Genomic DNA, 26,104 nt, shown 5'->3' on the forward strand with positions numbered 1-26,104 from the left:
CCTTTGGCGTCGATTCGGTAAATCCCATCTACCACTAGAACCACATCTGTCACAGCGGTGTTAATGTGCGCCGAGGCCGCCGCGCGAGCCGGGCCGGCGAAGGGATGCCGATGTTGCACGTGTCTGAGCCAGCCGCTGCCAGCCTGGAGCCTGCGCCCGAGGAGGCGCTGAAGCCACACAGGTTCGACCGATTCCAGCGCAATCGCCTGCTGTCCAAGGTGAGCATCCAGAGCAAGCTCGTCGTGATGATGGTGGTGTGCACGATCGTGGCCGCCACCGTAGTCGGGATCATTGGCTTTGAGGCCGGCCGCAATTCGCTTCGCGACTCGGTGTTCAGCCGGCTAACCGAGGTGCGCGAGTCCCAGGCTCGGTCCCTGCACGACCAGCTGACGGACCTCAAGAACTCGATGATCGTCTACACACGCGGAGCCACCACGGCGGACGCGCTAGAGGCATTTACCGCCGGCTTCGCTCAGCTACAAAATCAGCCCATCAGCCCCGCCCAGGCTCAGTCGATAACCGATTACTACAACAACGGTTTCATCAAACAGGTGGAGCAGTACAGCGACGACAAGCTGAACGTCGCGCAATTACTTCCGACCAGCAACGCGCAACGGTATCTACAAGCCAACTACACCGCCCAGCGCAAGTCTGACGACGTGGCGCTGACGATGAACGATGCCCACGACGGGAGCGCGTGGTCGGCGGCCAATGCGCGTTACCAAGACTTCTTCCGGGAGATCGCCACCCGCTTCGAGTTCGAGGACGCGCTTCTGCTGGACGCCGGCGGCAACGTCGTCTACTCGGCCTACAAGGACGTCGATCTCGGCACCAACATCCTTGCGGGACCGTACAGCGGATCGAAACTGCGCGGGGCATTCGAGGACGCGCTGTCGTCCAACGCGCTGGATTACGTGGGATTCACCGACTTCGAGATCTATCAGCCTGCGGAGAACGTCCCCACCGCGTGGATGGTCACCCCCATCGTTGCCAACGGTCGCGCCGAGGGCGTGCTCGCGCTGCAGTTCCCCGCGACGAAGATCAACCGGCTGATGACGTTCGACAAGCAGTGGGCGGCTGCGGGTCTCGGTGAAACGGGCGAAACCTATCTGGCCGGGCCGGACGGTCTGATGCGGTCGGACTCCCGGATGTTCCTCCAGGATCCGCAGGCCTACAAGCGCGACGTCGTCCAGGCAGGCACTCCCGCGGACGTCGCCGATCGAGCAATCCGGCTGGGCGGCACCACTCTGGTACAACCGGTTGCGTCGGAAGCCACCGAGGCTGCCGAGCGTGGGCAGTCCGGGACGTTGATCACCACCGATTATCTCGGACGCGAGACGCTGCAAGCCTATGCGCCCGTGGTGGTTCCGGATTCCGACATCCACTGGTCCATCGTCGCGAAGCTCGACACTTCGGAGGCCTTCGCACGTGAGTCGACGTTCACCAAGACGATGGTGTTGTCGACAGTCGGCATCATCTTCATCGTCTGTGTCGCGGCCGTGTTCCTCGCCCAACTGTTCGTGCGGCCGATCAGACGCCTGGAGGCTGCCGCGCGACGGATCAGCGCCGGCGACTACCACGTCTTGATACCGGTGGAAACCCGGGACGAAATCGGTGATCTCACCAAGGCTTTCAACGAGATGAGCAGAAGCCTGACGGTCAAGGAGGAACTGCTCAACGAACAGCGCAAGGAGAACGATCAGCTATTGGGGTTGCTGATGCCCGAACCGGTCGCCGCGCGATACCGGCAGGGCGAGGACATCCCCGCAGAAGAGCACCAGGACGTCACCGTGATATTCGTCGACGTCATGGGGCTGGACCGGCTGCAGGCCGAACTGACGTCCGAACGATGGCTCACGATCGTCGACGACCTCGAACGCCAAATCGACGCGGCCGGAGACGGTCTCGGCATGGAACGCATCCGCTCGGTCCGTAACGGCTACCTGGGAAGCTGCGGGCTCAACGTGCCTCGGCTGGACAATGTCCGAAGAACGGTCGACTTCGCGCTGGAGTGTCAACGGATCATCGACCGCTTCAACACCGAGACGAACAGCAGTCTCAGCTTGCGGGCGGGGGTGGACACCGGCACGGTCAGTAGCGGACTCAGCGGTCGCCCGTCGGTGGTCTACGACATGTGGGGGGCGGCAGTGAACATCGCGTATCAGGTGAAAAGCGGTTCCCGCCAACCTGGTATCGACGTCACCGACCGGGTGTACCAAGCGCTCCGGGAGACCATGAGCTTCACGTCGGCCGGTTCCGTCACGGTCGAGGGACAGGAGCAGCCGAGCTGGCGGCTGGTGGAGCCGAGGTGAGCACCGACGTGTTCACTTCGTCGTGGTTCTACTGGGCGGTGGGGATCGCGGTCGGGCTACCGGTCGGACTGGTGGCGCTCACGGAGTGGCAGCACGCGTTACGGCGGAGGGACAGCTTCCTCGTCCGGCCGGTGACACTTCTGCGCAACTACCTGCTTCCGCTCGGTGCATTGCTGCTGCTGATGATCGAAGCCAAACAGGTGCCGCCCGGGGCTACTCCGGTCCGGATGGTAGGCACTCTCTTTGCCTTCGTCGTGCTGGTGCTGCTGCTCTCGGGAGTGAACGCCACGCTCTTCCAGGGCGCCCCTGCTGGAACGTGGCGGAAACGGGTTCCGACGATCTTCATCGACGTCGGGCGGTTCCTCGTCATCGCCGTGGGCCTTGCGCTGATCTTCTCGGTCATCTGGGGTGCGAACGTGCGCGGCCTGTTCACCGCGCTCGGCGTGACGTCGATCGTCATCGGTCTGACGCTGCAGAACTCCGTCGGTCAGATCATCTCGGGACTGCTGATGTTGTTCGAGCAGCCGTTTCAGCTGGGCGACTGGTTGGAGACGCCGGCGGCCCGTGGCCGCGTCGTCGAAGTGAACTGGCGGGCAGTACATCTGGAGACCAGCACCGGACTGCAGATCACGCCTAACTCGGTGCTGGCCGGGGCTTCGTTCACCAACTTGAGCCGGCCCGAGCGCAAGCACGAGATCACCGTGACGACGACGTTCGCGCTCGACGACCCGCCCAACCAGGTGTGCGCCATGTTGGCGAGAGTGGCTGCCGACCTGCCGCAGCGACGGCAGGACGCCACGGTCTCGGCGTCGCCATCGGGTGGTCTTGAGTACCGGACCAAGATTCCGCTGAGCTCCCCGGCTGACGATGGTGCGGCGAGAACTGTTTTTCTGCAATGGGTTTGGTATGCCGCGCGCCGAGCTGGTCTGCATCTCAACGAGACCGGGGGGCAGTTCTCTACCCCCGAGATGGTCGCCGAAGCAGTACGCAACGTCGTCGCGCCGACACTGCGGCTCAGCATCGACGATCAGCAGGCCGTCGTTCCGAATGCCACGCTGGAGCGCTACGGAGCCGACGAGGTGATCCAACGCTCCGGAGTGGTTCCCGAGCGGATGACGTTCATCGTCTCGGGCGCCGTACGGCTCACCGGGGGCGGGGACGATGGTTCGGAGATTCCGATCGGCACCCTCGAGGAGGGCGGCTACTTCGGGCAGAGCACCCTGACGCGGCAGCCCGTGATAGGTAATGCGCAAGCCATCGACGAGGTGACGGTCGTGCAGGTCGACCGCGGGCACATCGAGATGTTGGTGCAACGCAACCCGTTGTTACTGCAGGAGTTCGGCCGCACCATCGAGGAGCGGCGGGCCAACGCCCGCAAGGCGCTGACCGCCCAGGCTGACTGACCGACGGGTCTGGCAGTCTTGTGGTAGCGCGTGTGGGCTGCGCGCGAGGCCGTCGACCACTAAGGAGCGCATTCATGCCAGTCACCGTGCTACTCGAGTTCAGGTTCAAGCCCGAATCGCTCAGTGAGGGAACCGAAATCTTCCGGCGTGAGCTCGTCAAGACGCGGGCCTTCGACGGAAATCTCGTGACGGACGTGCTCGTCGACGAAGATGACGAGACACACTGGGTCATCTACGAGGTCTGGGAATCCGTCGAGGCCGACGAGGCTTATCGCAGGTTCCGCGCCGGGGAGGGCAAGATCACCGATCTTCCTCCGCTGCTGGCCGGGCCGGCGGTCAAGACCAGGTACACCACGTCCGACGTCTGAACGTCGGGCTACGACCAGGACTCGTCGAGTTCCCCGAGGGACGCGACGAGTTCGCTGTTGGCGCTGTAGTCGACGGGGCAGGCCACGATGCTGACGGTGTCGGCCGCCAAGGCCTCGCGCAGGGTGGGGAGCAACTCGGCTGCTGAGGCGATGCGGTAGCCCTTGGCGCCGAAGCTCTCGGCGTAGGCCACGAAATCCGGGTTGCCGAAACGGGTGTCGACGTTGTGCCCGATTTCGAGGTCCATCTTCCAGCTGATCAACCCGTAGGCGTCGTCCACCCAGATTAGGACGACCATGGGGGTGCCGACCCGCAACGCCGTCTCGATCTCCTGCGAGTTCATCAGGAACGACCCGTCGCCGGTCGCGACGAGAACGTTGGCGGTCGGCCGTGCGATCTTGGCCGCGATCGCCCCCGGCAGCGTCCACGCCATGGTGGACAGCCCGTTGGAGATCAAGCAGGTGTTGGGCTCGTAGGTCGGATAGAGCCTGGCCATCCACATCTTCAATGCGCCGGTGTCGACGAGCACGATGTCGTCGCGCCCGAGCGCCGCACGCGTGTCGGCCACGATCCTGGCCGGCGTCAACGGGAAGCTGTCGTCGGCCTGGCCCTTGCCGAGTTCGTCGGCCAGCAACGCCCGGATGCGCTCGTCACCCGACGTGTACGGCTTGTCGAGCTTGACCGCATCGGCGAGCGCGTCGAGCGAACGCCCGATGTCGGCGTGCAGACCGACCGCGACGTCGTAGTGGGTGTCCACTTCGGCCGGGAACCGGTGGATGTGAATGATCTTGGTGTCGCCGCGCGGATTGATGCGGACCGGATCGAACTCCTGCAGCTCATATCCCGCGGCGACGATGACGTCGGCCTGATCGAAGCCGAAGTTGACGTAGTCGTGGCGCATGAAGCCGACGGCGCCGAGCGCCAATGGGTGATCGTCGGGCATGACGCCCTTGCCGTGGAACGTGGTGGCCACCGGCATGCCAAGCGTCTCGGCGAATCGGCGTACCGCGTCCGACGCGTGCGCACGCGCCGCCCCGTGGCCAGCCAGCAACACGGGATTGCGGGCCGAACGCAGGATGTCGGCGGCTCGCTCGACCTGGGCGGCGGACGGGTCGTCCGGACGAGGAACGTTGACGTGCAACGGGATCGCGGTGTCGGGCGCGTCCGCGGCTTCGACGTCCTCCGGGACGGCGAGGTATACCGCCCCTGGCCGCTCGGTCTGCGCTAGCTTGAACGCCTTGCGCACCATCTCCGGTACCGCGCCCGGTGTGGCGACCAGCGCCGACCATTTCGTGACGGGCGCGAACATCGAGACCAGGTCGACGCTCTGGTGCGACTCCTTGTAGCTGCGCCGCATGCCGACTTGTGCCGAAAGAGCAAGTACCGGAGTGGAATTCGTGGAAGCATCGGCTACGCCAAGCAACAGGTTGATGGCGCCAGGGCCTAGCGTGGCCGAGCACACCCCGGCGTTGCCGGTCAGCCGACCGTAGACCTCGGCCATGAACGAGGCGCCTTGCTCATGACGGGTCAGCACGTACTCGATCGATGATCGCGACAGCGCGTCGACCAGTCGGATGTTCTCTTCGCCTGGAATGCCGAAGACGTGCGTGACGCCCTCGTTCTCGAGGCAGGCGACGATCAGTTCGGCCGTGGTCCGGCTGGCTTCTGGCACCCTCCGAGCCTAAACCGTCGAATTCGGCGCGCGGGTCGCCCTAGGCTGCAAAGTATGGACACTCGGTTCAAGACCCGCGTCGTGGTCGCAGTGTTGCTGATATACGGCGTGTACTCGACGGTGCTCGGCTTGGTGATGATGTTCGCGCCCGGATTCTTCTTCGATACGGTCGGCGGCTTCGGGATCCGCAACGGGCACTACATCTTCGACCTGGCCGGTTTCGAGCTGCCACTGGGCCTGATGTGTCTGGCGGCGGTCAAGTGGCCGGGTTGGCGGGTGCCGACGCTGGCGTTCGCCACGGTGCACTACGTGTTGCACTCGGTGAGCCACCTGATCGACATCGGCAACGCGTCCACCGCCTGGATCGGGGTGTTCGACTTCGTCGCGCTCGCCGTCGGCACCGTCGTGCACGCGATCGCCCTGTGGTTCAGCGTTCAGGTGGCCGCAGTTCGCCGATGAATCATTCGCCTTTGAACTCGGGTGCCCGCTTGGCGAACACGGCGCTGATGCCCTCGGTCAGATCCTTGCTCGGGAGGAACGCGGAGTTCCACGCCGCGACGTAGCGCAGGCTCGCCGCTACCTGCGCGGTGCGCTGCTCGTCGAGCACGTCCTTGACGCCCTGCACGACGAGCGGCGGGTTGGCCGCGATCTCGGCGGCGGTGGCATGGGCCGCGGCCAACGAGGCGTCGGCGTCGGCGTAGACGTCGTTGACCAAGCCGATCTTCTCGGCCCGCGAAGCATCTATGTCTTTGCCCGTCAACGCCAATTCGCGAAGGTGGCCCTCGGACAGGATCAACGGGAGCCGGGCCAGGCTGCCGACGTCGGCGACGATGGCGAGCTTCACCTCGCGTACCGAGAACTTCGCATCCGCACTGGCATACCGGATGTCGACGGCGGAGATCAGGTCGACGCCGCCGCCGATGCACCAGCCGTGCACCGACGCGATGACCGGGGTGCGGCAGTCCGCGACCGCGGTGATGGACTGCTGCATGCCGCGCAGGTGGGTGTGGAAGTCGGTGCGCGGGCGGGCCAGCGCACCGTCGGCCATGATCGGTGCCAGGGTGCCGCCCATCGCGGCCAGATCGAGGCCGTAGCTGAAGTTCTTGCCCGACCCGGTGAGCACGATCGCCCGCACGTCGGGGTCGGCGTCCAGCGCTTCGAACGCAACGGGCAACTCGGCCCAGAACGCGGGTCCCATGGCGTTGCCCTTGCCTGGCCCGAGCAACGTGACCTGAGCGACGTGCCCGTCGACGTCGACGGCGAGGGATTCATAAGTTGTGCCCATGAAATGGAAGGCTAGCGGGGCTGCGGTGGCCCTCCAAAAAGAATCTCGCTGAGCACGGCATCGGGCAGGAACCCACAGGTCGCGTCGGCCAGCGTCTTGGCGAGCTCGGCGTTCTCCGGGCCGATCAACGAGCCCTCCTGGCCGATGATTTCGTCGATGACGGCTTGCTGGGTGTCCTCGTCGAGGTCTGAGTACTCCTTGCACGTCATGGTCATCGCGTCGTCGGGCGCTGGTGCGCCGGGGGTCGACGGCGCTGACGATGTCGGGCGGTCTGACGTCGGCGTGGGCTTCGAACTGCGCGTCGTCGTCGGGCCAGGCTCGGTGGTCATCGCGACGGTCCCGGTGGTCGTCTGGCTGCAGCCGGCGAGCACGCCGACGGTGATCAGGGCGGCCGCCGCAGTCCGAACGTGCGCGTTCATCTGCGCAACGATATGCGCTAAGTACGCTCGAGGTAGAAGTACAGATGCCGCGATGATCCGGAGCTGTCGTCGATTGCGCCCTTGCCGTTCATGATGCCCATCACCGCGTTGTCATCGACCTTCTTGAAGTGGTCGTGGATGGGCGCCCCGTCATAAACCATCGACGCGGTCACCTCGCCGCGGAACTCTTCGAGCCAGAGGCTCGCCTCACCCTTCATGGCCTCGGTGTTGGAGAACTTGTTCCCGTCGGCGTCCAGGCATACCAACGGTTTGGCGTCGGAGGCGGAGACGAACGTCTTGCCAAACCAGTTGAGCTTCTTCATGAATCCGTTGGCGCGGTGACCGGTGTGGAACTCGCCGCCTTTCCATTCGCCGATCATGAAGTCGATGGACGCCGGCTCCAGCGCCGTCCAGAACGCGTCGAGTGCGGCGTCCGGGATCACGTCGGTGCGGGCGGTCAGTTCGGTGAACGTCTTGCGGGCGAGGCTCATTGGTCTTCTTTCCAGTGGGTGGCGAAGTCGAGGAAGGCGTCGTTCTCATGTGTTACGGACACCGTGACGCGGACGCCGTCTTCTCCGTAGGGCCTGACGATGACGCGGTTGTTCGCGGAGTCTGCTGCGAACTCTTGGGCGCGTCCCGGAAGCGGCAGCCAGACGAAGTTGGCCTGTGACGGCGGGACGGTGAAACCCGCCGCCCGAAGCGCCGTGCTCACCCGCGTGCGCTCGGCGACGACGGAATCGGTGCGGGCCAGCAGCTGGTCTGCGGCGTCCAATGATGCGATGGCAGCGGCCTGCGAGATGCTGGTCGCAGTGAACGGTACGTAGACCTTTCCGAGCGCGGTGATGAGCTCCGGGTCGCCGACCGCATATCCGATGCGCAGCCCGGCCAGCCCGTAAGCCTTCGAAAATGTCCGTAGCACAACGACATTGGCATTGTCGCGGACCAGCTGAAAGCTGTCGGGCGCCAGTCCGTCGCGGATGTACTCGACGTAGGCCTCGTCGATGGCGATCAGGATGTCCGAGGGCACTGCGGCCACGAACCGGGCCAGTGCGTCGGGGTCGACGACCGTGCTGGTTGGGTTGTTGGGGTTGCAGACGAAGATCAACCGCGTCCGGTCGGTGACGGCGGCGAGCATCGCGTCGAGGTCAAAGGTGTAGTCGAGCAGCGGCACCTGCACGGGCGTGGCACCGGCCGTGCGGACCTGCAACGGGTAGATCTCGAAGCTGCGCCAGCCGAACAGCACCTCGTCGCCGACGGTGCTGGTGATCTGGATGAGCTGCTGGCACAGGCTGACCGACCCGCTGCCGACCGAGATGTGCTCTGGCGCGAAGTTCACGTACTTGGCAAGCCGGTCCCGGAGCTCGGCATAGCCGTTGTCGGGGTAGCGGTTGATGAGCTCGGTCGCCTGCTCGATGGCGATGCGCACGCTGGGCAGCGGACCGTCGACGGTCTCGTTGCTCGCGATCTTTATCGCCCCGGGGACGTTCCGGCCCGGGGTGTAAGCGGGCAGGTCAGCCAGCTCGGGGCGCAGACGGGCGGTCACCGGGCCAGTCTAGGGGCGGGCTCGGCGTGCCCCGAAGATGGCTCAGCCAAGTGCTTTGCCTTCCGCAGGTTGGGCTGTGTACGCTTCACCCTCGGCGGTCAGGCTTGGGTCCGGTACCCTCGGATCGTTCAGGAGGCGTGCCAGAGCGGCCGAATGGGACTCACTGCTAATGAGTTGTCCGTCTTAAAGCGGACCGGAGGTTCAAATCCTCTCGCCTCCGCCACGCTGGCCCGCCAGCGTTATAACTGAAGACGAGCGCCCGTAGCTCAACGGATAGAGCATCTGACTACGGATCAGAAGGTTAGGGGTTCGAATCCCTTCGGGCGCACTCAGCACCAGCGCAAACGGCACCAGCAACACGCCCGGGAGCCGCTACTTTCCCAATACTTTCAGGCGCCTGGTGATGCGGTCGCGAAGCCGACCTCCCGGCAGCCACTCAGCAAGCGCTGGTCGTACGTGACGAAAGCTGTCAGTTCCAATTCGAGATGGGCAGCGGCGGCGAGGTGCATCGCGTCGAGCGAGCGCAGGCTCGCCGGCCCGATTGTTTCAGCGAGCGCGATCACCGGTTCGGTGAGCGGAAGGATGTCGAGCCCGTCGAGTAGGTAACGCGCACGCTCGGCCTGCCCTGGTTCTCCGTATCGGGCAACGACTCTCATCAATTCGATCCTGGCGAGCGCACTCGTCACGGCATATTCGCCCTCACCGGTTTGCGCGGCGAGCCATGTCTGCAGTGCACATGTCTCAGGCTCGGTGATGAGCAGCTTGGTCAGCGCCGAGGTGTCCAGGTAGATCACTGTTCGTCGCGCATCTCGTTGAGTACATCGGACAGATTGCGCTTGCGGTCTCGTGCCGGTGCGTCCGTGACGTCGAGGAGGTTGCGTGGGCGGCGCGCCGGAATGAGGGCGCCAGATCCAATGAGGGCTTCGCGGGAACGTGCCGCGGCCCGCACGGGGACGAGTCGGGCCACCAGCCGTCCGTTGTTGGTGACGCCGAGTTCCTCGCCCGCTTCGACCCGGGCGAGGTATCGCGATGCGTGCTGTCGCAGTTCTCGGACCCCAATCTCCTCCATGTACCAAATGTAGCACCCGATGTGCTACCCCGGCTCGAGGTGCACCGCCAGGACGGTTGGCTAGGGTTGGACCATGCGATCGATTGCGGGGGTCTTGGCGGCGACAGCCGTCGTGGCCGCGGCGTACGGCGCACTGGTGCCCGCTGATCCCGGTCCCCAGGTGAGGCTTGCCGACCACACCGTCACCATGGATTCGCCCACCGACCCGGGTGACGGGTCGCTGTCCGGCCCGGGCACGCTAACCCCGTTCGACGTGCAGGACCCGGCGGTCGGGCGGCTCGACCCGCAGTTGCTGAGCGCTATTCAGAATGCCGCCACCGCGGCCGCCGCCGACGGCGTCACCATGACCATCACGTCGGGCTGGCGGTCGCCGGAGTTTCAGCAGCGGCTGCTCGACAACGCCGTGCACACCTACGGCAGCCTGGCAGTGGCGCGGCAGTACGTGGAGACGCCGGAGGGGTCCAGGCACGTCGTCGGCCAGGCGGTCGACGTGGGTGGGGTCGGCGCCGACCAATGGCTGATCGCCAATGGTTCGCGGTTCGGGTTGTGCCGGATCTACGCCAACGAGTTGTGGCATTTCGAACTGGCCACCGACGCGCAGGGGAACTGCCCGCCGCTGCTACCCAACGCAGCAGGCTGACCGAACGGTTTCCCGGCCGCGCGTCAGCCCACCGAACAAGTCCGGGGGTCAGCCGCCGTGCCCCCTCGGCAGAGCCGTATTTTCCTTTGCTGATATCGCTATGGGCGATCTTGCATACTGCCGCGTCGCCCATCCAGCCAATGCCGATGCATGAGTGCACAGGTAGTTGGCAGGCTACTGACAGAAATTGGCTAGCAGTCCATCAGCAACGGAATGTGTGTCGTCGCGAACTTCTCGGCGTCGGGTGATCGGTCCGCAGGCTCCGGCCGTCCGGTGGCGATGCTTCGGATCGATTTCGCCTCGAGCGCCGCTGCTCTACCCAGCCAAATCAGTCCTACCTAACGCTCATGAGACTCGCCACAGCGCGGGCGCCAGTACCACCGAATCCGCTATGGTTCCCCGGTACCGCAAAGAATCTCTTTACGTAAATGTTTAGCTTTAGCGAACTCAAAACAGTTTGCTTTGAGGTATGGTCTCGTCGGGGGGGCATCTGAGTCTCGTCATTAGGGGACCCGGATGACGGTGCAAACGCTCTCGATCGAGGCCAAAACAGCAAAGATTCAATCGAATGCCTCGGACCCCGATGTGCCGGTGCGTGTCGCCGTGGTTGGTTTGGGTTACGTGGGACTGCCGACCGCCCTATCGTTTGCGAACGAGGAAGCCGAGGTCATCGGCTTCGATGTCGATGAAGCCCGCTTGACAGCTATCAAGGCCGCCCGTGTCGACTTGCCTCCGCTGGGTCGGACCCGGCTAGGGAGAGCGCTGGAAAATGGACTGCTCCATCTGACGACGGAACCATCGTCTCTTGCCGCGGCCGATGCGGTAGTGGTGTGTGTACCGACTCCCGTCGATGCGCATCTGACACCCGATCTCAGAGCCTTGTCCGCAGCGTGCGCGACAGTGGTCGAACATGCCCATCCGGGGCAGACGATCGTCCTGACATCCACTACGTATCCGGGATGCACCGCAGACCTATTGGTGGGACCGTTGCAATCCCGGGGTTTGGAGGTCGGCCGGGATGTCTTCGTCGCGTTCAGTCCGGAGCGGATCGACCCCGGCGTGATCGACCACGCGCCGGAGCGCACCCCGCGGGTCGTTGGCGGCGCTACTACGGCGTGTGGGGAAAAGGCGGCTAGTTTCTTGGCGCGTACGGCCGCCGCAATACATATGGTGTCCTCACCCGAGGCCGCCGAGCTGACGAAGTTGTTCGAAAACACGTTCCGGGCCGTGAACATCGCTCTTGCCAACGAGTTCGCGGACGCCGCTTGCGAACTGGACCTCGACGTCATGGAGGTCATCTCCGCGGCAGCGACCAAACCGTATGGATTCATGCCGTTCTATCCCGGCCCTGGCGTGGGCGGGCACTGCATCCCTTGTGATCCGCACTATCTGCTGTGGCAGCTGCGTGCTCGGCGTGCGAATTCACCGGTGGTGGAGGCGGCTATGACGGCTATCGCGGTGCGACCACGCGATGTCGTCGCAAAGGCCCGGCGGATCCTCGGAGATTCCGGCCATCCCCTGCGCGGCGCTCGAGTACTGATGGTGGGGGCAACGTACAAACCCGGCGTTGCCGATATTCGAGAGTCGCCAGCGCTGGCGATCATCGACCTGCTCGCCGCCGAGGGCGCCCACGTCGCCTACACCGACCCGAAGGTCGACGTGATTCAGACGCGGGCCGCCGGCCGACTTTCACATCTGTCGCATCCCGCTGAGGAGCAGTGGGATCTGGTGGTGGTCCATACAATTCACCCCGGCCAAGACTACGGATGGCTTTCCAGCCAGCCCGCAGTGCTGGACACCACCTACCGGCTTGCCGAATCTGCCGGACGCCACACCCTATGACGGCTGTCGCCGAGCGAACTACGACGGCTGTCGCTGAGCGAATCGACCGCAGACGTCAGGGTGCGCCGCGTCATCGCTTGGGGAAACCACGTCATCGCCATCAGAAACCCGGCACGACCGGGCCGATTCTGTGTGTGGTGCTGAGTGCCGCCCTTGGGGCGATCGTGGTGTTCGTCTGCCTCTTCCAGGTGGCCAGTGGGACATTGACCGCACTCCTGCTGGTGTTGATCGTCTTGGGTATGAACACGGTGTTCTGGAGCACCGTGGGAATCGGCCGCTTCCTGGCCGAGCACCTGCCCTCCTCCATGCCGCGACACCGCCCGGATACTGCCGACCCGGTCGAAGGGGACTCCCGGCACCGATTCCGCCCCGAGGATGTCGCGGTCCTCATTCCCGCTCACAACGAAGCTGCGGTCCTGGCGAACTCGCTCCGGGCCGCTTCCGCCCTGCTACCGATCTCGAACATCCACGTCGTCTCGGACGGCTCGACGGATGACACCGCCGCCGTCGGCCGGGATTTCGGGGTGCATGTCCTCGAACTGTCACCGAACCGGGGCAAGGCCGGCGCGCTGCTGGAAGGGATCCGGCACTTCGAACTTGCCAGCAACTTCGCGGTCGTGCTGTTTCTCGACGCGGACACCAGGCCCGCCCGGGACTACCTGGAGACGGGTCTGCCCGAATTCGATGAACCCGACGTGGTGGCTGTGGCCGGACGCGTGAAGTGCCTCCTGGACCCACCACCCCGGACCCGGACGGGGCGTTTCCTCGTCGCCTATCGAGCCAGGCTCTACGTGGTCGTGCAACTGCTAGTGAAGTACGGGCAGGCCGCGCAATGGGCGAACGTGGTGTCGATCGTGCCCGGGTTCGCGAGTATGTACCGGACCGACGTCCTGGCCCGGATCGACATCGCCGCACCGGGTCTGGTGATCGAGGACTTCAACATGACCTTCGAGGTCCACGCAAAGAGACTGGGCCGCATCGCCTTCCGTCCGGATGTCGCGGTCGCCTATACCCAGGACCCGGACACGCTGCACGACTACGTGCACCAGATTGGCCGCTGGTCACTGGGGTTCTGGCAGACGGTTAGGTCGCACGGTCTCCACGCTGGGCGGTTCTGGTTGGTACTCGCGGTGCAGATCGCCGAATTGCTCTCCAGCAGCGTCATTCTGCTCTTCATGCTGCCGCTGATGTTGTTCGCGGTGTACAGCAACACCCTCGCGGACACCTACGGATATCCGCGGGTGATGGGTCGGGAGCTCGTGGGCACGCTGGGTCCGCAGTACGTCCTGATCGGTTTCCTCCTGCCAGACCTGCTGCTGACGGCGTTCGCCGCGATCGCGATGCGGCGGGGGAGTCTGCTGTTGCTCGCTCCCCTTTTCCCCGCGATGCGCCTCGTGGACGCCTACGTCTGTCTCCGCTCCATAGCGACGGCGTGGCGCACACACTCCAGCGGCAGGTGGATCAGTCCCGCCCGGCGGGAAGGTCTATCACCCTCATACCCCACCTTAGGAGTACTGACATGCGAACCGTGATCACCGGCGGCGCCGGTTTCATCGGCAGCCACCTCACGGACCTTCTGCTTGGGACGGGAGACAGCATCACCGTGCTGGACGACTTCTCCACCGGTTCCCGGGCAAATCTCATCGAAGCCGCCCGGAATCCTCGATTCCGTCTGATTGAAGGGTCCGTGCTCGACCGCGCTCTCGTGCTCGAGATCGTCGCCGGAACGGACCGCGTATTCCACCTGGCTGCCGCGGTTGGCGTCAGGCGCATCATCGAGCACCCTCTGGAGGGCCTGCGGACCAATATCCACGGCACCGAGAACGTCCTAGACGCCGCCCTCGACGCGGGCGCGGTCATGGTCCTGGCCTCGACGAGCGAGATCTACGGCAAGAACACCGCCGACAGCCTCTCCGAGGACTCCGACCGCATCCTGGGTTCCCCACTGACCTCGCGGTGGACCTACGCGGCGGCGAAGGGCATCGACGAGGCCTTCGCCCACGCTTACTGGTGCGAGTTCGGGCTTCGGGTTTCCATTGCCCGGATGTTCAACACGGTGGGGCCACGTCAGACCGGCCGTTACGGAATGGTGGTGCCGAACCTCGTCGGCCAGGCACTGCGAGGTGAGCCACTGACCGTGTTCGGGGACGGACGGCAAACGCGCTGCTTCTCCTATGTCGGAGACATTGTGCCTGCGCTCGTACGTCTGGCGGAGGAATCCGCGGCATACGGTCAGGCCTTCAACCTCGGTGGGGCCCAGGAGATATCGATCCTCGGACTCGCCGAGCGGATCATCGAATTGCTCGGCAGCAGCAGCGGCATCGAGTTCGTCCCTTACGAGCAGGCCTACGGTGAGGGCTTCGAGGACATGCGTCGCCGCGTACCGAACAATTCCCGAGCAGAGCAGTTGCTCGGGTTCCGTCCGGCCACCGGGTTGGACGAGATCATCCACGCGGTCGCTGCCGGTCTTCGGACCCGTCCCTTCCATGATGACGCGGTTGCCCTCGCTTCACGGCACAACTGAGATCGGTACTGTGATGGAGCGAATTTCGGCGACGGGCGCGTCCGCGTGCCGCCGCATGGGGCGACAGTTCGCCTTGGCTGGCCCTCTCATCGCGGTCTGCGTGTTGGTTGCCGGGTGCGGCATCACGCTCCGCACCCCCGCCCACCCAGAATCCCCGACGCAGACGGTCGCCGCCGTGCCCACCGATCCCTACGTCAAGCCCGACGGCAAACCTGTCCCGTTGCCGGCATCCACCGAACCCCTGATCCTGGATCCCGGGCAGACCGTCGTGAGCATCACCTTTGACGACGGCTGGGCCTCTGCCGCGACGGCCGCCGAGATCATGACCGCACACGGCCTGACCGGCACGTTCTACGCGAACTCGGGAACAATCGGAAGGCCAAACTACCTTTCGTTGGCGGGTCTCAAGTCGATTGCCGCGTCTGGCCAGGAGGTCGGCGGCCACAGCCTGACCCATCCCGACCTCGCCGATCTCCCTGGCGACGAAGCCCGTCGACAAATCTGCGACGATCGAAAGACGTTGCTCGGCTGGGGTTTTGCCGTCCGCAATTTCGCGTACCCGTTCGGTTCGGCAACCCCGGAGATCGAGGACATGGTCAGGGCGTGCGGCTACAACAGTGCCCGCAGTCTCGATGAGCTGCGGCCACACCGAGTCGCCGAACTTCCACAGCGCCAGCACTGTCAACTGTGCGACGTCGCTGAGGCAGTGCCCCCAGTGGACCCGATGAACACGAGGGCCCCGCGCGAAGTGGAGGGCGATTGGACGATCGCGGATCTGGAGGGACAGGTCGAAGATGCGATGGCGGTCGGCGGTTGGCTACCGCTGACCTTTCACAAGTTGTGCACCACCGACTGCACGGACGCGAGCAATCAACTGCCGGACAGTGCCAGTGTTGCCACGCCGCAGGCGGAGTTCGAGGACTTCGTCAGCTGGCTAGCGACCCAGCAGTCCCAGGGTTCGGTGCTGGTCCGCACGGTCGGCGACGTCATCGGTGGCCCGGTTCAGCCCGCGGTCGCCGGTCCCGTCGCCCCGCCCGCCCCGTCCGGAACGAACGGCGTGGCGAACCCCGCGCTGGAAGAGCCCGGACCCGACGGCGTTCCGGCGTGCTGGGCACGTGGTGGCTTCGGCACCAATTCGCCCGAATTCTCCTTGGTCCCCGGCGCTCACAGCGGAGCGACGGCCAGCCGGCTGGTCATGCGCGACTACGTCGACGGGGATGCCAAACTCCTGCAAACGATGGACCTGGGAACCTGCGCCCCCGCAGTGTCACCGGGAGGGACGTACACCATTCAGGCGTCGTACACCGCTACGGTCCCGACGGCGTTCTCCGTCCAATACCGACTGGCTCGCGGGATCTGGGTCTATGGAGTGTCGAGTCCGGAGTTCGCCCCGGCAACGCAGTTCACCGCCGCCCGCTGGACGCTGCCTCCCATTCCCGAGGGAGTGACGGCCGTCAGCTTCGGGCTCACCCTGACCCAAAACGGCGAATTGGTGACCGACGACTACTCATTGGTCGCGGGCACCCCATGACGCTCGATCGACCGCAGGTCGTATTGGTCGGCGTGTTGGCTGTCGTGCTGGTTGCGTGTGGCACGGGGTCGGCTCAGCCGCAGACCCGCGAGTATCCCTGGCACCGGAACATCGTCGCCACCACCTTTTGGGTCGGTGAAGTCATCGACCGCTCGTCTTCCGACGGCTCGCAGGAATACTCGACCTACGACGCGAACTGGCTGGCGAACTACGGTGGATGCGATGGCATCGTCGAGGACGGCGTGTGCCGAACCGAGCGCCGTGACGCGTCGAACGGGTTCTTCCCGACTGGGATGACGCCCCGCCAGAATCCGTTCTACCTGGACCTGCCGTTCGACGACATCAACAACCCCGCCGCGTTCTCGATGCGTGCGAAGGTGATTCCGTGGGCTGACGATTCCAGTTACCGGGGCCGCGCCGACGACCCCACGTTCAGCTTCATGAAGAACCGCTGGGTGCAACTCAGCAAAGGCGCTACCACCTGTTACGGCCAAATCGAGGACGCGGGTCCCGCCGTATACGACGACGCCGCTTACGTTTTCGGCGCCGACGACCGCCGTCCCGTGAATTCCCGCTTCAACGGCGCCGGCCTCGATGTCTCACCCGCCGTCAACGGCTGTCTCGGCTTCGGCCAACTGGACGGACAGCACGACCGAGTCGACTGGCGATTCATTGACGACGTGGACGTCCCCGACGGCCCCTGGAACCGTGTCATCACCAGCCGGCCCCTGGTCCTGGGCTGATACGCGAGCGACGACATAAAACGTCATTCGTTGTCGCCGCCAGTCGAGGCGGTGGCAGCAACGTCGTCGCCCGAAAGCACCCCTCGCGCAGCGGGCCACACCCAGTCGCGCACCGCGGGGACGTCGTCGCCGTGTTCACGGGTGTATTCGCGGGCCGCGAGCCGTTCGTCGACCATCTCTTGGCGGAACGTGGCGTACTTGGTCTGCAGCGACGGAACGCGGTCGATGACGTCGATCACCAGATGGAAGCGATCGAGATCGTTCAGCATCACCATGTCGAACGGCGTCGTCGTGGTGCCTTCCTCCTTGTAGCCACGCACGTGGAAGTTGGCGTTGCCGGTGCGGCGGTAGATCAGCCGATGGATCAGCCACGGGTATCCGTGATAGGCGAAGATCACCGGCTTGTCGGACGTGAATATCGCGTCGAACGCCTGGTTCGACAGGCCGTGCGGATGTTCGCCCTCGTCCTGCAGTCGCATCAGGTCGACCACGTTGACGAACCGGATCTTCAGGTCGGGCAGGTTCTGCTTGAGCAGGTCCACCGCCGCGAGCCCCTCCAGCGTGGGGACGTCGCCGCACGACGCGACCACGACGTCCGGCTCCTCACCGATCGTCTCGCTGCCCGCCCACTCCCAGATGCCAAGGCCCCGGGTGCAGTGTGCGACGGCTTCTTCCATCGTCAGGTAGTTCGGGGCGGGCTGCTTGCCCGCCACCACCACGTTGACGTACTGGCGCGAGCGCAGGCAGTGGTCGTACGTGGACAACAGCGTGTTCGCGTCCGGTGGTAGGTAGACCCGGACGACCTCCGCGCGCTTGTTCACGACATGGTCGATGAATCCAGGGTCCTGGTGGCTGAAGCCGTTGTGATCCTGACGCCAGACATGGCTGGAGAGCAGATAATTGAGGCTGGCGATCGGGCGCCGCCATGGGATGTGGTTGGTCACCTTCAGCCACTTGGCGTGCTGGTTGAACATCGAGTCGATGATGTGAATGAACGCCTCGTAGCAGTTGAACAAGCCGTGCCGCCCGGTAAGCAGATAGCCCTCGAGCCAGCCCTGGCACTGGTGTTCGGACAGCATCTCGACGACCCGACCGACGCGGGCGAGATGTTCGTCGGTTTCCGGCCCGAAGAACTCGGCATTCCACTGCTTATCGGTGGCGTCGAACACGCTCTGCAGTCGATTCGACGCGGTCTCGTCGGGTCCGAAGATCCGGAAGTTGTCCGGGTTGAGCCGGATGACGTCGGTCAGCCATCCGCCGAGCACCTTGGTCGCCTCGGCAACCGTCGCGCCGGGGGTGGGTACGTCCACGCCGTATTCACGAAAGTCGGGTAGCCGCAGATCCTTGAGCAGCAGGCCGCCATTGGCGTGTGGGTTGTCGCTCATCCGTAGCGATCCCGACGGGGCCAACGCGGCTATCGTGGGATCGAGCACGCCGTTCTCGTCGAAGAGTTCTTCGGCCCGGTAGGAAGCCAACCAGTCCGCCAGGACCTGGAGGTGCTCGGGGGTGTCGCGTGCGCTCGCCAGCGGAACCTGGTGTGCGCGCCAGGATCCCGTGGTCTTTTTGCCGTCGATGTAGGCCGGACCGGTCCAACCCTTCGGTGTGCGGAAGACGATCATGGGCCAGCGCGGTCGCGTTTCGTCACCCGCGGCGGCCCGCGCCTTGATGTCCGATATCTCGTTGAGCACCGTGTCGAGCACGATTGCGAATCGACGATGCGCGTCGGCATGATCCTGCGCCTCGGCCCCGTCTTCGACCTCGAAGAAATGCGGCTGATGCCCGTAGCCGATCATCAGGCTGCGCAACTCGTCAGTCGGAATCCGGTCGAGCACAGTAGGATTGGCGATCTTGTAACCGTTCAAATGCAAGATCGGCAGTACGACACCGTCTTTGGCGGGGTTGGTGAACTTGTTGGAATGCCAGCTGGTCGCCAGCGCTCCGGTCTCCGCCTCGCCATCGCCGATGACCGCTGCGACCAAGAGGTCCGGATTGTCGAACGCCGCCCCGTACGCGTGTGAGAGCGCGTAGCCAAGCTCGCCACCCTCGTGGATGGAGCCGGGAGTCTCGGGAGCGACGTGCGACGGTATGCCGCCAGGGAAGGAGAACTGCCGGAAGAGTCGCCGCATGCCCTCCGCGTCCCGGGTGATATCGGAGTAGACCTCCGAATAGGTGCCATCGAGGTATGCGCTGGCGACCAGGCCGGGGCCGCCGTGGCCTGGACCGGTGACGTAGAGCGTCGACTGGTCGCGTGCCTTGATGACCCTGTTGAGATGCGCGTAGATGAAGTTGAGGCCGGGCGTGGTGCCCCAATGGCCGAGCAAGCGCGGCTTCACGTCCTCGCGCGCCAGCGGGGTTCGCAGCAATGGGTTGTTCAGCAGGTAGATCTGTCCCACCGACAGGTAGTTGGCGGCGCGCCACCAGCCGTCGAGTTGGGCGACCGCGTCGTCGCTCAGCTCGGGCAGGTCCGCGGAAGGCCAGGTGGTTGTCGTGGTGATGCTCATCAGTCCATCCAAGCCCCATTCGCCGTGAAGCATTGGGCGGGGGCAGGATGGCCCCCATGACACCACCGGTGATCCAGCGCTGGATCGACATCATCGACAACCACCGGCCGGCTGAGCTCGACGGCTTGCTGGCCGAGGACGCGGTCTTCTATTCGCCTGCGGTGTTCACCCCGCAGGAGGGCAAGGCGAAGACGGCGATGTACCTGAGCGCCGCCGAGAAGTTGTTCTCGGGTACGGACTTTCAGTACGTCGGCCAATGGTTCGGGGAGCGCTCCGCCGTGCTGGAGTTCACCGCCACGATCGACGGCATCCACGTCGACGGCATCGACATGATTACGTGGAACGACGACGAGAAAATCGTGTCGTTCAAGGTAATGATGCGGCCCTTCAAGGCACTTCAGGTGATCATGCCCAAGATGGCGGAGTTGCTCGCCGCGTCGGCACCCTAGGTGACGATGCCGAAGACGGGCGAAGTGCTGCAGCCGTCCTGACACCGAGCCAGCAGCGCGTCGGCCGACATCGGGCGGGAGAAGTAGTGGCCCTGGGCGATGTCGCAGCCGTACTCGCGGAGTCGATCCGCGGTGGCCTTGTCCTCGACGCCCTCTGCCACGCAGGCGATGCCCAGTGCGTGCGCCAGGTCGATGACCGACCGGACGATGGCCGCGGCACGTTCACTGCGCAGGATGGGCGCGATGAACTGGCGGTCGAGTTTCAGTTCGTCGATCGGCAGGTCGCGCAGGTAACTCATGGTCGCGTAGCCGCTGCCGAAATCGTCGATGGCGATGCGGAGTCCTCTGGCGCGCAGCTGGTCGATGATGGTTCTGGCCCGGCGGATGTTGGCCAACAGCAGATGTTCGGTGAGTTCGAACGACAGTGCGGCGGGCGGCAATTCGGCTTTCTCGAGTGCGGCGCTGATGCGGTCGGGCAGCGTCAGATCGTTGAGCACAGGTGCGAACAGGTTGATCGCGACCGGCACGTCGCACGTGTGCGGCGCATACCACCTAGCCGCATCACTCACCGCTGTCGTAAGCACCAGGTCGGTGACCACGTCCATCAGCCCGTTCTGGCGCACCAAGGGCAGGAACTGGTTAGGCGTGAGCAGCCCCAGTTCGGGATGCGGCCAGCGGACGAGCGCTTCGACGCCGACCATGCAGTCGGACAAGAGGTTGATCTTGGGTTGATACACGAGGATGAGTTCGCGTTCGTCGATCGCCCGCCGCAGCTGGCCAAGTAGTTGGATTCCGGCGACTGGCGCTCGCCGGCTCCGCTCGTCGTTGGACGGGGCAGTCCGGACTTCGGCGCGGTCGTCGTGGCGCATGCCGGTGGTGAACTCCTGCACGCCTCCTACCCCTGCGCGTTTCGCCGTGTGCCTGGCGAGGTCGGCGCGCTTGGAGAGCTCGTCCGCTGAGATCCGCCCGTCGGCGTCCGAAGCGGTGGTCGCGAGCCCAACGCTCGGGTGCATGTACACGTCCTCGCCGTCGAGGAAGAACGGCTTGTCGAACATCTCGACCACCCGTTGTGCAAGCTCCTCGGCGGGCAGGGACCCCTCTTCGATCACGATGGCAAACTCGTCCCCGCCGAGTCGCGCGAGTGCGTCGCCCATCGGCACGATGCTCAGCAGCCGGTCGGCGACGGCCTTCAAAAGCGCGTCGCCGGAAGGGTGTCCAAGGTTGTCGTTGACGAGTTTGAAGTCATCGAGATCCAGTGACAACACGGCGACCTGCCGCCCGTCGCGCTGGCGCAACTCCATGGCGTGAGAGAGCCGGTCGGAGAACAGTCGCCGATTGGCCAGGCCGGTGAGCGGGTCGCGCAACGCCTGTTCGGCCACCGTCGCGCGGAGGCCGCGGTTGTCGCCCAACACGATGAGCTGCCGGATCAGCGCGACGGCCATCAGGACCGTGCCTACGACGAGGAGTGGCCGGTCGACTGCGGACCAGAGTCGGACCACGCCGAGCACCATCGCAAAGGGCATGGGCAGGTACGGAAGCCAGCTCAACCTCCGCGACAGGTGCGGGTCGGCAACCGTACTGAGTGGCGGCTTGCCGAGTGTGCTCAAGGCGCTCGTAGCCATCAGCAGTAGCCCGATGGCCCACCCGATGACGGCCACGTTCCCGCTGCGGATCCCGTGGAAGTTGAGATAGGCCAACGCGGTATCTGCGAGCGCAACGGCAATCAATCCGGCGGTGAGCAAAGCGATTGTTCGACGCTGCGATTTGGGAGCGTTCATCATGATCACCAGCGCCATGGTGATCATGACGATGTCTCCGAGCGGGTGCGCCAGCGCTAACGCGAGCTCCAGATTGTTGCCTCTGCTGGCTTCGAACATGTCCTTTAACAACAACACCCAGCAGATTAGGAACAGTGCTCCGGCGACGATCAACCCGTCCAGCAATGGCCGTACCCGACCGAGTCGACCCTCGCCGGTAATGGTCATGGTCCATGCGGCGCAGACAATGATGGTCGGGACAAGGTATGCCGCGTCGGCGACGGGCGAGGCGGGTGGTAGCGAATCGTGCGCGATGGCGTAGTACGCCCAGACTGCGTTTCCCATGGACCAGGCGAGCAATGCGAGCGCCAGCCCGCCCCAGGCCACGCGTGCTCGCCCGGTCGTCGTGAGCGCAGCCGTACCAGTGCATGCCAATGCGAAGAGCGTGAACGTGAGCGATCCGAGCGGCGTGATGACGGCGATGGTCGCGGGCCCACCCCAACCGAAGAGCAGCCAACAGGCAAACGCCAGCAGGACGACCGCCGCCGCCCCGACGATCAACTGCATTCTGCGTGTTAGCAAACAAAACTCCCAGTTTGAATCAATCGTTCGGGAGTTGCTTGGCAAAGTCAAGCCTATCTTTGCACCAATCGGTGCACGCCTTCGTCGAGTGCCAGCAACCAAATGGCCGGATCGGGCTGGTTTCGTCCACTAGCTTCGTGAAGGTGCAACTGCTGCTGATCGCCGACACACACGTTCCGAGGCGGGCGAAGGACCTTCCCGCCACGGTCTGGGAGGCAGTGGCCCGCGCCGACGCGGTGCTGCACGCGGGCGATTGGATCACGCCCGCCCTGCTCGACGCGATGGAAGGTCGGGCTCAGCGGCTCGTCGGCTGCTGGGGCAACAACGATGGCGACGAACTCCGGCGACGGCTGCCAGAGCGGGCCGACGTGACGCTCGAAGGGGTGCGGTTCACCGTCGTCCACGAGACGGGCAAGACGGCAGGCCGCGACGCGCGGATGGCAGCGCAGTATCCCGACACCGATGTCCTGGTATTCGGCCACAGCCACATTCCGTGGGACACCACGGCGGAGACCGGTCTACGCCTGCTCAATCCGGGTTCGCCGACGGACCGGCGGAGCCAGCCGTTTTGTACCTACATGACGGCGACGGTCGCGGATTCCGTACTGCACGACGTGGTGTTGCATCGTGTCTGAACGGGTTGGCCAGTCGTCGAGACGAACGGAGGCACCATGGCAGCTGGGACGGTGATCAACGGAAAGGTCGTCGCCATCACCGGCGGGGCGAGAGGCATCGGATTGGCTACCGCGACGGCCTTGCACAGGTTGGGCGCGAAGGTGGCAATCGGCGACATCGACGAGGTCGCGGTCAAGGAGGCGGGCACCCAACTAGGGCTCGATGTGTACGCGAAGCTCGACGTCACCGACCGCGCGTCCTTCGAGGCGTTTCTCGACGAGGTCGAACGCCAGCTCGGCCCACTCGACGTACTGATCAACAATGCCGGCATCTGCCCGACCGGAAAGGCGGTCGAGGAATCCGACGCTGTCAGCCAGCGCACTATCGCCATCAACGTGTTCGGTGTCATCCTCGGGACGAAACTCGCGGCCGCGCGAATGATCAAGCGCCGCAAGGGCCACATCATCAACGTGGCGTCGCTCGCGGCCATCACGCCGATGCCAGGAATCGCGACCTACGTTGCCACCAAGCACGCCGTACTGGGCTACACGGACACCGTCCGGCTCGAGATGCGCGGCACGGGCGTCGCGTTCTCGTCGGTGATGCCCACGCTCACGAACACCGCGATGGTGGACGGGGTGTCGAGCGCGCGGGGTCTGCGCAACGCCGAGCCGGAGGACATCGCCGCCGGGATCGTCGGATTGATCGCCAAGCCCAAACCTCACCTGATGGTGACGAAGGCGGCCGGGCTCACCACGCTGTTCATGCGCAATTTCACGCCACGACGACTGAACGAAGCCGTCCGCAGGCTCATCCGTGCGGACGTCATCTTCTCCGACGGCGTCGACGTCGACAAGCGCAGGGACTACGAGGAACGGGCCCGACACACCTAGCCGCTCGCGTAGAGGCAGTGCGCAACGTGTCGGTTCCGCTCCGATCACGTGACGGTGGTGGCACTGTCGTGGCCATGGATCAGCAACCACCCAGTGCCGTCATCGAAGCCGCGCACGCCGATCACCTCGCCGAGCTACCGCTGGCGGACACCCGTGACTTCGCCGACGCCGACCGCGGATTCATCGGCGCACTCGAGCCGTGCGTCGTCACCGCCGCCGACGGACGAGTGGTGTGGGACAACGACTCCTACGCGTTCTTGGTCGGGGACGCCCCTGCCACCGTGCACCCCAGCTTGTGGCGGCAGTCGCAACTGTGCGCCAAGCAAGGCCTCTACGAGGTCGTCGAAGGTGTCTACCAGGTTCGCGGCCTCGACCTGTCGAACATCAGCTTCATCGAGGGCGACACCGGAATCATCGTCATCGATCCGCTGATCTCCACCGAGACGGCCGCCGCGGCGCTCGCGCTCTACCGCGCGCATCGCGGCGATCGGCCCGTGGTCGCCGTGATCTACACGCACAGCCACGTCGACCACTTCGGTGGGGTGCTGGGCGTGACGACCCAGGCCGACGTCGACGCGGGCAAGGTCGCGATCATCGCGCCCGAACACTTCACCGACCACGCCGTCCAGGAAAACGTCTATGCGGGAACCGCAATGGCGCGGCGGGCCTCCTACATGTACGGCGCCGTGCTGGCGCGGGGGCCGCAGGGGCAGGTCGGCTGTGGGCTCGGGCAGGTCGGCTCGACCGGGGAGGTGGCGCTCATCGTCCCGACCGTCGACATCCGTGCGACCGGTGAGACGCACACCGTCGACGGCGTCGAGATCGAGTTCCAGATGGCACCGGGTACCGAGGCGCCCGCCGAGATGCACTTCTACTTTCCGAAGTTCCGGGCGCTGTGCATGGCCGAGAACGCCACCCACAACCTGCACAATCTGCTCACCCTGCGCGGAGCGCTGGTGCGTGACCCGCACGGGTGGGCTGGCTACCTGACCGAGGCCATCGACACGTTCTCCGACCGCGCCGACGTCGTGTTCGCGTCGCACCATTGGCCGACATGGGGCAAGGAGCGCATCGTCGAATTCCTTGCGCTGCAACGGGATCTGTACTCCTACCTGCACGACCAGACGCTGCGACAGTTGAACCAGGGCTTCACGGGCATCGAGATCGCCGAGACCTTCCAGATGCCACCCGCGCTCGAGGCGGCATGGCACACCCGCGGCTACTACGGGTCGGTCAGCCACAACGTCAAGGCGGTCTATCAGCGCTACATGGGTTGGTTCGACGGGAATCCGGGGCGGTTGTGGGCACATCCGCCGGAGGCGATCGGACCACGCTACGTGGAGGCGATGGGTGGCCTCGACCGTGTGGTCGAGTTGGCGCAGCACGCGTTCGACGACGGTGACTTCCGTTGGGCCGCAACGCTTCTAGATCATGCCATCTTCACCGACCAGGAGCACCCCGGGGCCCGCGCGTTGTACGCCGCCACGCTCGAGCAGCTGGCCTACGGTGCGGAGAATGCCGTGTGGCGCAACTTCTTCCTGTCCGGCGCGACCGAACTGCGGGAAGGAAACTTCGGCACCCCGACGCAGAGCGCGTCGCCGTCGATCATGGGCCAGCTGACGCCAGAGCAGATGTTCGACACCTTCGCCATCAGCATCAACGGCCCCCGGGCGTGGGATCTCGACCTCGCGCTCGACATCACGTTCACGGACGTCGCAACCAACTACCGGCTTGCCCTGCGCAACGGGGTGCTGGTGCACCGCAAGGTAGTCGCCGACCCCGCGACCGCGACGGCGACCGTCACGCTCGCCAACAAGACTCGGCTCCTGATGTTCGCCGCGGGCGACGCGTCGTCACCAGGTGTGGAGATCAGCGGGGACGCGGGAGCGATGGCCGCGCTGATGGGCGTGCTCGACCGACCCAACCCGAACTTCAACATCGTTACCCCCTAGGCCCCA

Annotated in this window: 23 protein-coding genes and 2 tRNA genes; 16 read left to right on the forward strand and 9 right to left on the reverse strand. The window is 65.0% G+C overall.

Annotated features, from left to right (window positions below; genetic code table 11):
- The first annotated feature begins 110 nt into the window (after window positions 1-110).
- From SLQ30_RS15995 to SLQ30_RS16005, 3 genes are all read left to right on the forward strand, one after another.
- Window positions 111-2,312 carry an adenylate/guanylate cyclase domain-containing protein gene (locus tag SLQ30_RS15995; RefSeq protein ID WP_413468047.1) on the forward strand — a complete coding sequence of 734 codons (2,202 nt, stop codon included), beginning with the start codon at window positions 111-113 and terminating at the stop codon, window positions 2,310-2,312.
- Window positions 2,309-3,715 carry a mechanosensitive ion channel family protein gene (locus SLQ30_RS16000; RefSeq protein ID WP_319448518.1) on the forward strand — a complete coding sequence of 469 codons (1,407 nt, stop codon included), beginning with the start codon at window positions 2,309-2,311 and terminating at the stop codon, window positions 3,713-3,715. Before SLQ30_RS15995 ends, SLQ30_RS16000 begins: the two co-directional genes overlap by 4 nt.
- 74 nt (window positions 3,716-3,789) lie before the next feature.
- Window positions 3,790-4,083: a putative quinol monooxygenase gene (locus SLQ30_RS16005; RefSeq protein WP_319448519.1), complete on the forward strand. Its 294-nt coding sequence runs from the start codon at window positions 3,790-3,792 to the stop codon at window positions 4,081-4,083.
- A gap of 8 nt (window positions 4,084-4,091) precedes the next feature.
- Here the strand turns inward: SLQ30_RS16005 and SLQ30_RS16010 are convergent, their stop codons facing one another.
- Entirely contained in the window at window positions 4,092-5,723 is a 1,632-nt protein-coding gene (locus tag SLQ30_RS16010; RefSeq protein ID WP_319448572.1) for an acetolactate synthase large subunit, read from the reverse strand.
- Window positions 5,724-5,807: 84 nt separating this feature from the next.
- On the opposite strand from SLQ30_RS16010, the gene SLQ30_RS16015 reads away from it, so the two are divergent.
- Entirely contained in the window at window positions 5,808-6,212 is a 405-nt protein-coding gene (locus tag SLQ30_RS16015; protein ID WP_319448520.1) for a hypothetical protein, read from the forward strand.
- Between the two features lies 1 nt (window position 6,213).
- On the opposite strand, the gene SLQ30_RS16020 is transcribed toward SLQ30_RS16015, so the two are convergent.
- Genes SLQ30_RS16020 through SLQ30_RS16035 form a run of 4 tightly spaced genes read right to left on the reverse strand, consistent with a single transcriptional unit; the run spans window position 6,214 to window position 9,000 of the window.
- Window positions 6,214-7,038 (reverse strand): crotonase/enoyl-CoA hydratase family protein, encoded by an 825-nt coding sequence (locus tag SLQ30_RS16020; protein ID WP_319448521.1) that lies wholly within the window; start codon window positions 7,036-7,038, stop codon window positions 6,214-6,216.
- A gap of 11 nt (window positions 7,039-7,049) precedes the next feature.
- On the reverse strand, window positions 7,050-7,457 hold the full coding sequence (locus SLQ30_RS16025) for a hypothetical protein (RefSeq protein WP_319448522.1): 408 nt from the start codon (window positions 7,455-7,457) through the stop codon (window positions 7,050-7,052).
- Window positions 7,458-7,474: 17 nt separating this feature from the next.
- Entirely contained in the window at window positions 7,475-7,948 is a 474-nt protein-coding gene (locus tag SLQ30_RS16030; RefSeq protein WP_319448523.1) for a DUF4334 domain-containing protein, read from the reverse strand.
- Window positions 7,945-9,000 (reverse strand): pyridoxal phosphate-dependent aminotransferase, encoded by a 1,056-nt coding sequence (locus SLQ30_RS16035; protein ID WP_319448524.1) that lies wholly within the window; start codon window positions 8,998-9,000, stop codon window positions 7,945-7,947. The genes SLQ30_RS16030 and SLQ30_RS16035 overlap by 4 nt, the downstream gene beginning before the upstream one ends.
- Before the next feature lie 131 nt (window positions 9,001-9,131).
- Here SLQ30_RS16035 and SLQ30_RS16040 point away from each other — a divergent pair.
- Window positions 9,132-9,223, forward strand: a tRNA-Ser gene (locus SLQ30_RS16040).
- Window positions 9,224-9,255: 32 nt separating this feature from the next.
- Window positions 9,256-9,328 (forward strand) — tRNA-Arg (locus SLQ30_RS16045).
- Window positions 9,329-9,389: 61 nt separating this feature from the next.
- Here SLQ30_RS16045 and SLQ30_RS16050 read toward each other — a convergent pair.
- Both SLQ30_RS16050 and SLQ30_RS16055 read right to left on the reverse strand, forming a co-directional pair.
- The gene (locus tag SLQ30_RS16050) at window positions 9,390-9,794 is read right to left on the reverse strand and encodes a type II toxin-antitoxin system VapC family toxin (protein WP_319448525.1); all 405 of its coding nucleotides are present in this window, start codon (window positions 9,792-9,794) and stop codon (window positions 9,390-9,392) included.
- Window positions 9,791-10,069, reverse strand: a complete 279-nt coding sequence (locus SLQ30_RS16055; protein ID WP_319448526.1) for a type II toxin-antitoxin system Phd/YefM family antitoxin — start codon at window positions 10,067-10,069, stop codon at window positions 9,791-9,793. Before SLQ30_RS16055 ends, SLQ30_RS16050 begins: the two co-directional genes overlap by 4 nt.
- Window positions 10,070-10,142: 73 nt before the next feature.
- Between SLQ30_RS16055 and SLQ30_RS16060 the strand changes: the two genes are divergently transcribed.
- The 6 genes from SLQ30_RS16060 (at window position 10,143) to SLQ30_RS16085 (ending at window position 17,349) form a co-directional block, all read left to right on the forward strand.
- Window positions 10,143-10,709 carry a M15 family metallopeptidase gene (locus SLQ30_RS16060; protein ID WP_413468048.1) on the forward strand — a complete coding sequence of 189 codons (567 nt, stop codon included), beginning with the start codon at window positions 10,143-10,145 and terminating at the stop codon, window positions 10,707-10,709.
- 516 nt (window positions 10,710-11,225) lie between these two features.
- Entirely contained in the window at window positions 11,226-12,551 is a 1,326-nt protein-coding gene (locus tag SLQ30_RS16065; protein ID WP_319448527.1) for a nucleotide sugar dehydrogenase, read from the forward strand.
- 137 nt (window positions 12,552-12,688) lie between these two features.
- Window positions 12,689-14,083: a glycosyltransferase gene (locus tag SLQ30_RS16070; RefSeq protein WP_319448528.1), complete on the forward strand. Its 1,395-nt coding sequence runs from the start codon at window positions 12,689-12,691 to the stop codon at window positions 14,081-14,083.
- Window positions 14,071-15,075: an NAD-dependent epimerase/dehydratase family protein gene (locus SLQ30_RS16075; protein WP_319448529.1), complete on the forward strand. Its 1,005-nt coding sequence runs from the start codon at window positions 14,071-14,073 to the stop codon at window positions 15,073-15,075. Before SLQ30_RS16070 ends, SLQ30_RS16075 begins: the two co-directional genes overlap by 13 nt.
- 13 nt (window positions 15,076-15,088) lie before the next feature.
- On the forward strand, window positions 15,089-16,606 hold the full coding sequence (locus tag SLQ30_RS16080; RefSeq protein ID WP_319448530.1) for a polysaccharide deacetylase family protein: 1,518 nt from the start codon (window positions 15,089-15,091) through the stop codon (window positions 16,604-16,606).
- Window positions 16,603-17,349 carry a hypothetical protein gene (locus SLQ30_RS16085; RefSeq protein ID WP_319448531.1) on the forward strand — a complete coding sequence of 249 codons (747 nt, stop codon included), beginning with the start codon at window positions 16,603-16,605 and terminating at the stop codon, window positions 17,347-17,349. The genes SLQ30_RS16080 and SLQ30_RS16085 overlap by 4 nt, the downstream gene beginning before the upstream one ends.
- Before the next feature lie 23 nt (window positions 17,350-17,372).
- Here the strand turns inward: SLQ30_RS16085 and SLQ30_RS16090 are convergent, their stop codons facing one another.
- Window positions 17,373-19,883 (reverse strand): phosphoketolase, encoded by a 2,511-nt coding sequence (locus tag SLQ30_RS16090; RefSeq protein WP_413468049.1) that lies wholly within the window; start codon window positions 19,881-19,883, stop codon window positions 17,373-17,375.
- Window positions 19,884-19,906: 23 nt separating this feature from the next.
- Here SLQ30_RS16090 and SLQ30_RS16095 point away from each other — a divergent pair, with 23 nt between their 5' ends.
- Window positions 19,907-20,299 carry a nuclear transport factor 2 family protein gene (locus tag SLQ30_RS16095; protein ID WP_319448533.1) on the forward strand — a complete coding sequence of 131 codons (393 nt, stop codon included), beginning with the start codon at window positions 19,907-19,909 and terminating at the stop codon, window positions 20,297-20,299.
- Here the strand turns inward: SLQ30_RS16095 and SLQ30_RS16100 are convergent.
- The gene (locus SLQ30_RS16100) at window positions 20,296-22,623 is read right to left on the reverse strand and encodes a putative bifunctional diguanylate cyclase/phosphodiesterase (protein WP_319448534.1); all 2,328 of its coding nucleotides are present in this window, start codon (window positions 22,621-22,623) and stop codon (window positions 20,296-20,298) included. The two genes, SLQ30_RS16095 and SLQ30_RS16100, sit on opposite strands and share 4 nt — an antisense overlap.
- A gap of 158 nt (window positions 22,624-22,781) precedes the next feature.
- On the opposite strand from SLQ30_RS16100, the gene SLQ30_RS16105 reads away from it, so the two are divergent.
- The 3 genes from SLQ30_RS16105 to SLQ30_RS16115 all read left to right on the forward strand — a co-directional run bounded on the left by SLQ30_RS16105 (window position 22,782) and on the right by SLQ30_RS16115 (window position 26,098).
- Window positions 22,782-23,273 (forward strand): metallophosphoesterase, encoded by a 492-nt coding sequence (locus SLQ30_RS16105; RefSeq protein ID WP_319448574.1) that lies wholly within the window; start codon window positions 22,782-22,784, stop codon window positions 23,271-23,273.
- 36 nt (window positions 23,274-23,309) lie between these two features.
- The gene (locus tag SLQ30_RS16110; protein ID WP_319448535.1) at window positions 23,310-24,146 is read left to right on the forward strand and encodes an SDR family oxidoreductase; all 837 of its coding nucleotides are present in this window, start codon (window positions 23,310-23,312) and stop codon (window positions 24,144-24,146) included.
- A gap of 74 nt (window positions 24,147-24,220) precedes the next feature.
- Entirely contained in the window at window positions 24,221-26,098 is a 1,878-nt protein-coding gene (locus SLQ30_RS16115; protein WP_413468050.1) for an alkyl/aryl-sulfatase, read from the forward strand.
- Window positions 26,099-26,104 lie beyond the last annotated feature (6 nt).

Origin of the sequence: Mycobacterium sp. RTGN4 (genome assembly GCF_033804635.1) — a bacterium.
Taxonomy (GTDB): Bacteria; Actinomycetota; Actinomycetes; order Mycobacteriales; family Mycobacteriaceae; genus Mycobacterium.